The sequence below is a fragment of the Anaeroplasma sp. genome (assembly GCF_034179385.1).
Taxonomy (GTDB): domain Bacteria; phylum Bacillota_I; class Bacilli_A; order Acholeplasmatales; family Anaeroplasmataceae; genus Anaeroplasma.
In genome coordinates this window covers 1-5,099 of sequence record NZ_JAXFPY010000043.1, presented here as the reverse complement: position 1 = coordinate 5,099, position 5,099 = coordinate 1, and the positions used below count along the sequence as shown (strand labels likewise).

Below are 5,099 nucleotides of genomic sequence, written 5' to 3'. Positions count from 1 at the left end.
TAAATAGAAAATAAAATTTAGGTATTCACATTTCTATATTTATATGGTATACTTAATAAGTAACTTGAGATGGACTGTTAGCTCAGTTGGTAGAGCAACTGACTCTTAATCAGTGGGTCTAGGGTTCGAGTCCCTAACAGTCCACCAGCTTAAAGATGAAATGGTTGATAAACCATTTTTTTATATATCCATATGAAAGATAAGGTTGACATTGCTGCCAACCTTTTTTTCATAGAAATAAAAACATAAAAAATAAACAAAAGAATCTTTTACTACTATAGATTAATTTAGCTTTTTGCCACAAAATTCGCAGAACACTGCATCATTATCTAGCACATTGCCACAATACTTACAAAACTTATGATCCTTATCTGGATCCTCTACCCTTTCATTTTTTGTAGAGTTTATCGCCTCACAAGTATCTTTAACAACCTCTTCTATTGTATCCTTATAAGCATGATACCCCTCATGTACAACAGGCTCACTTTGGCAAACCACAAAGCCAGCAATTGCTCTTCTGTGAATAATCAGGGATAATACCACTCCACCAGCAAAGCTAAGGAAGAATCCAAGTCCAATCATGAATGCTCCTCCCATGATCATTCCTGAATTAAAGTCTTTCCCTTTTTTTAGTTGTGTATCACCAAAAAGAGAGCCAAAGCTTGAATCTGTAACTGAATCCGTTGCTTCTTGATTAAAGCCTAAAACCATTAAAACAATTCCACCAACAAGCAAGGCTCCACCTAAGATAAGAAAAAGGATTCTTAAAATCTTTAAAACCTTAATTACATGCTGATATTGTTCTTCATTTACATACTTTCTTTCCATAGAATACCTCCATAATCTATTTCTCATATAAAGTGGGTTCCCCGTTTCGATATATACCCAAACCCTTGGGTACTACTCCCTTTTATGGAGTATTATTTAATTCGTATATAATATTAACCCAAAATATAGGGTTGTCAACAAAAATCGCAGATAGAATAACAAAGTTCTCTTGATTTTCTATTCAACCTCATTTAGATGATATTTTAATTCTAATGCGTAGGCATATAGCTTATCTGGATTATTCTTTAATTCCTTAGCAATAACCTTTTTTAAAATGATTTCTAGCCCCTTACCAATTTCTTCTCCTTGATATCCTAAATCCTTTAGTACATCTCCATTTATTTTCAAATTACGATAGGTAATAATCTTATCATTATCAAAGAGACTCTTTATAATCGCTTGTATTTCATCTATAGCCTCTAATCTATAATAAAGATCAGGGTCTTGACCCAATATATCCGCCCTTTTCAGTCCTAAGTATAAATCTAAATCCTTTGTGCCAAATTGATAAATGAATCTTAATACATTCTTTTCCTTAGGGACTAATGGATAATCATGATAATAAACTAAATGGCATACACGGTCTATAAAATATTTATTATATTTATATTTTGTTAAATATAATCTTGCGTATTCTTCTGATTTTACTGCATGATTATAAAAATGACCAACTCCATCATCATTTAAAGCATAACAATCACATTTACCCATATCATGGAAAAACGCAGACATACGTAATATTAAATCACATTTCGTTGAATCTAATACCTTCATTATATGATTAAAGATATCGAAATTATGCCATTTTTGACATTTTTGGTCAAAGCCATAACAATTTAAAAGTGGAGGAAACAAGGCAAAAAACACCTCTTTAAATTCATTTATATAATCCGATGGCTTATCGGATAGGAATATAGGATTTATTTCCTTTTGTATTCTTTCGTTCTTTACTTCATTTAATAATGATGCATTTTTTAAGATGTAATTTTTTAAATCTAAATCTAATATTAAGCCTCTAGATTCATAAAACCTTATCGCTCTTAGAATTCTTATAGGATCTTCTTTTATAACTATATCGATATCTCTTATAGTTCTTAATCTTTTAGACACTAAATCCGCAAGTCCGTGATAAGGATCTATAAGGCCAATGGAAGGGTGATAGGCTAAGGAATTTACGCTAAAATCTCTATTCGATAAATCCTCTTCTATCGTACTGCCCTTAAATGTAGAAAGCTCAAAATAGGTGTGATTTAATTTCACACCTATTGTAATATTTTTCGATATATATTTTTTACATTCATAATCCTTAAATACTTCTATTGCTTGATCTAGTGTCGCATTCGTTGCAATATCATAATCAGAAACGGGTAAATCAAGAATAAAATCTCTCACAGCGCCCCCTACGATATAAGCATCAAATCCATTATCATTAAGCATATTTAAGGCAAGAATGATATTTGGGTTTACCTGAAAATCCTTCAAGGTATCACTCCCTTTAATTTGCTAAAATCTCAAGTCCATCCATTGTTACTACAATGGTATATTCCCACTGGGCAGATAAGCTTCCATCATTTGTATAAATGGTCCAATCATTAGAAGCATCAATGAATACGCCTCTTTCTCCCGCATTTACCATTGGCTCAATGGTAAACACCATACCAGGGAATAAAATCATTCCTGTCCCCTTTTTACCATAGTGATAAATGAATGGATCCTCATGGAAATCAATACCAACGCCATGGCCACCAATTTCATGGACAACACTATAACCGTGTGCCTTAACGTATTTTTCAATAATAGCACCAATATCTCTTAAATGAGAATATGGCTTTAGGCTTTTGAATGCTAAATCTAAGGATTCTTTAGTTACCTTAACTAAATCCTTAGCCTCATCTGAAGCATTACCAATAATAAACATACGAGATGCATCTGCATAATAGCCCTTATATATGGTTGTACAATCGACATTAATAATGTCTCCATCCTTTAAAATAACGGTAGGATCTGGAATGCCATGGCATACGGCATCATTAATGGATGTACATACACTTTTGGGGAATCCCTCATAATTTAAGGGTGCAGGAATACCACCAAGCTCTAAAGTCTTTTCATGGACGATGGTATTAATCTCCTCTGTAGACATACCCGCATGAATTCTTTTCGCTACCTCATCTAAAACTAAATTATTGATGACGCCTGCAGCGCGAATTCCTTCGATATCCTCTTCTGTTTTAATCATCTCAGGCTTCGGTACTTCATAGCCCATTTTCTTGTACTTTACTACATTCTCTTCATAATTCTTTTTATAATCAATCATTTTCTTCTTCCTCGATAATTTTTGTAATATACATCCTCTGCATACTTAAATCTATCTGATATAATTGATCGGAATATAATTTAAGATTATCCTTATCCTCATCTTTAAAAACAAAGCCCTTCGATTTATAGCGAATCTCATGCTCTAAAGAAGCCCACATATCCATAGCTATGGTTCTAAATTGAATTTCAATCGGAACATAAACCTGAATATTATCTACATAAATGGCCATTTCGAACACGATGTGTAAGGAACGATATCCTGTTGGCTTTGGATTACGGATGTAATCCTTGCTGAGTTTAATCTTTAAATCCTTTTGCTGCTTCATCATCGTTACAATTTGATAAATATCATTTATGTAATTACAAATAACACGCATACCTGCAATATCATATATTTTTTCCTTTAAAATCTCCATAGTTACAGGATACCCTCTTCTATGAATCTTTTCGATAATGGAAGCAGGAGTTTTCACTCTAGATTCAATATGGTGAATAGGATTATGTGCAAAATGTAAGGAACAGTTATCATCTAGATTCTCTAGTCTAGCTGACATTTCTCTTAATGCATATCGATAGCATTTTTCAATTTTTAGATATTCCCCAATTAAGCTTCTATCCTCATCTGTCATTTTCTCTAAGGATGAAACCATATCATCTATATTGGGTCTTGCATTCTTTTGTAAGATCACTTTTCATCACCTACTTCATTGTATCACAATGAAGCATCTAACTCAAGAAAAATGAAAACCCAGGTTGCCCTGGATTTTACTATTCCTGATAGAATTTTAAGATGTCTTCGATAACCTCTTTATGGTCATCCTCCATCAATATTTCATGCTTCATTTTTGGATAGGTTTTATATTTCATATCAATATATCCTGCCATAAGTAGGGATTTCATTGTATCCTTTAAGCCCTTTTCTCCACCAGTTGTCCTATCATCTTCTCCACTAATAGAATAAATTCTTAATGTAGGATTTTTACATTGATATCTCTTTCTCTTGTGTAAATTATTCGCTAAGGTAAATAATACCTTATTGGAAGCATTTGTAAATCGAAATCCACAAAGTGGATCATTTTCAAAATTCTCTATATTCTTTTTACTGTAGGATAGCCAATCTAAGGATGGATCAAAGGATGCACCATTCGACATTGCCCAAAGTAATTTTGAATACTTCTTAGCGCCCTTGCCTAACGATTTACATTTCGCTAAGAATACACCAAGCCAAGTACCTGCTTGATATCCTACTGTACCACACATAATCAATCTTTCAATTTCATCATCATGCTTTTCAATATAGGCTCTAGATACTAATGTACCCATAGAATGAGAAAATACATACATTGGTAGATTTGGATTATGCTTCTTTAGCCATTTGGTAACCTCATATTGATCAGAAACTAATAAATCAGATTCCCCACCAAGATGTCCTAGGAAATATTCTTCATTGATGGATTCCCCGTGACCTCGCATATCCGAAATAATTACCGTAATTCCACTCTTATTTAATGCCTCTATCAATTCAATATATCTTTCCTTATGCTCTACCATACCATGCATAATTTGACAAATTGCTCTTGGATTTTCTGCTTTACTGTAAAGGCAAGAAAGCGAAAGTCCATCCGTTGCAGTAATCTTAATTTTCTCCATATTCTAATCCTCGCTTTTCTACATTTATTATACATCAAATGAAAAAGGAAAAAAAGTATAACGCCCTCAATTCCTATATATCATTTTTAAAAGAATGAAGTCTTTGCTGTATTGTGGAGTTCGGGAGGCCGAGTAAATGCACCTGATGCACATTATAAATTTTAAAAAGGGGCTGTAAAAAAACCTAGGTTTTGAAAAACACTAGATTTTTAGGGCATACAGCCCTTTTTTTGCTGTTGTAAGACAAAAAAACGCTCGGGGAATCGAACCCGGAGCCGTTTTTAAGGTATAATATTGTTGGG

5 protein-coding genes and 1 tRNA gene are annotated in these 5,099 nt (G+C 33.2%); 1 reads left to right on the top strand and 5 read right to left on the bottom strand.

All coding sequences use genetic code 11. The annotated features are described in order from the left end of the window. Positions 1 to 71 precede the first annotated feature (71 nt). Positions 72 to 147, top strand: a tRNA-Lys gene (locus SPJ17_RS02970). Between the two features lie 135 nt (positions 148 to 282). Here the strand turns inward: SPJ17_RS02970 and SPJ17_RS02965 are convergent. From SPJ17_RS02965 to SPJ17_RS02945, 5 genes are all read right to left on the bottom strand, one after another. Then, the gene (locus tag SPJ17_RS02965; RefSeq protein ID WP_321092627.1) at positions 283 to 828 is read right to left on the bottom strand and encodes a hypothetical protein; all 546 of its coding nucleotides are present in this window, start codon (positions 826 to 828) and stop codon (positions 283 to 285) included. Between the two features lie 177 nt (positions 829 to 1,005). Further along, the gene (locus SPJ17_RS02960; protein ID WP_321092625.1) at positions 1,006 to 2,310 is read right to left on the bottom strand and encodes an HD domain-containing protein; all 1,305 of its coding nucleotides are present in this window, start codon (positions 2,308 to 2,310) and stop codon (positions 1,006 to 1,008) included. A gap of 13 nt (positions 2,311 to 2,323) precedes the next feature. Next, entirely contained in the window at positions 2,324 to 3,145 is an 822-nt protein-coding gene (gene map, locus SPJ17_RS02955) for a type I methionyl aminopeptidase (RefSeq protein WP_321092623.1), read from the bottom strand. Next, positions 3,138 to 3,836 carry a GTP pyrophosphokinase family protein gene (locus tag SPJ17_RS02950; RefSeq protein ID WP_321092620.1) on the bottom strand — a complete coding sequence of 233 codons (699 nt, stop codon included), beginning with the start codon at positions 3,834 to 3,836 and terminating at the stop codon, positions 3,138 to 3,140. Before SPJ17_RS02950 ends, map begins: the two co-directional genes overlap by 8 nt. Before the next feature lie 79 nt (positions 3,837 to 3,915). Further along, positions 3,916 to 4,797, bottom strand: coding sequence for an alpha/beta hydrolase (locus SPJ17_RS02945; protein ID WP_321092618.1), 882 nt, complete (start codon positions 4,795 to 4,797; stop codon positions 3,916 to 3,918). Positions 4,798 to 5,099 lie beyond the last annotated feature (302 nt).

Excerpts from the sequence above, each read along its gene's own strand:
- SPJ17_RS02965 (WP_321092627.1), bottom strand. The coding sequence starts at position 828 with ATGGAAAGAAAGTATGTAAATGAAGAACAATATCAGCATGTAATTAAG.
- map (WP_321092623.1), bottom strand. The coding sequence starts at position 3,145 with ATGATTGATTATAAAAAGAATTATGAAGAGAATGTAGTAAAGTACAAG.
- SPJ17_RS02945 (WP_321092618.1), bottom strand. The coding sequence starts at position 4,797 with ATGGAGAAAATTAAGATTACTGCAACGGATGGACTTTCGCTTTCTTGC.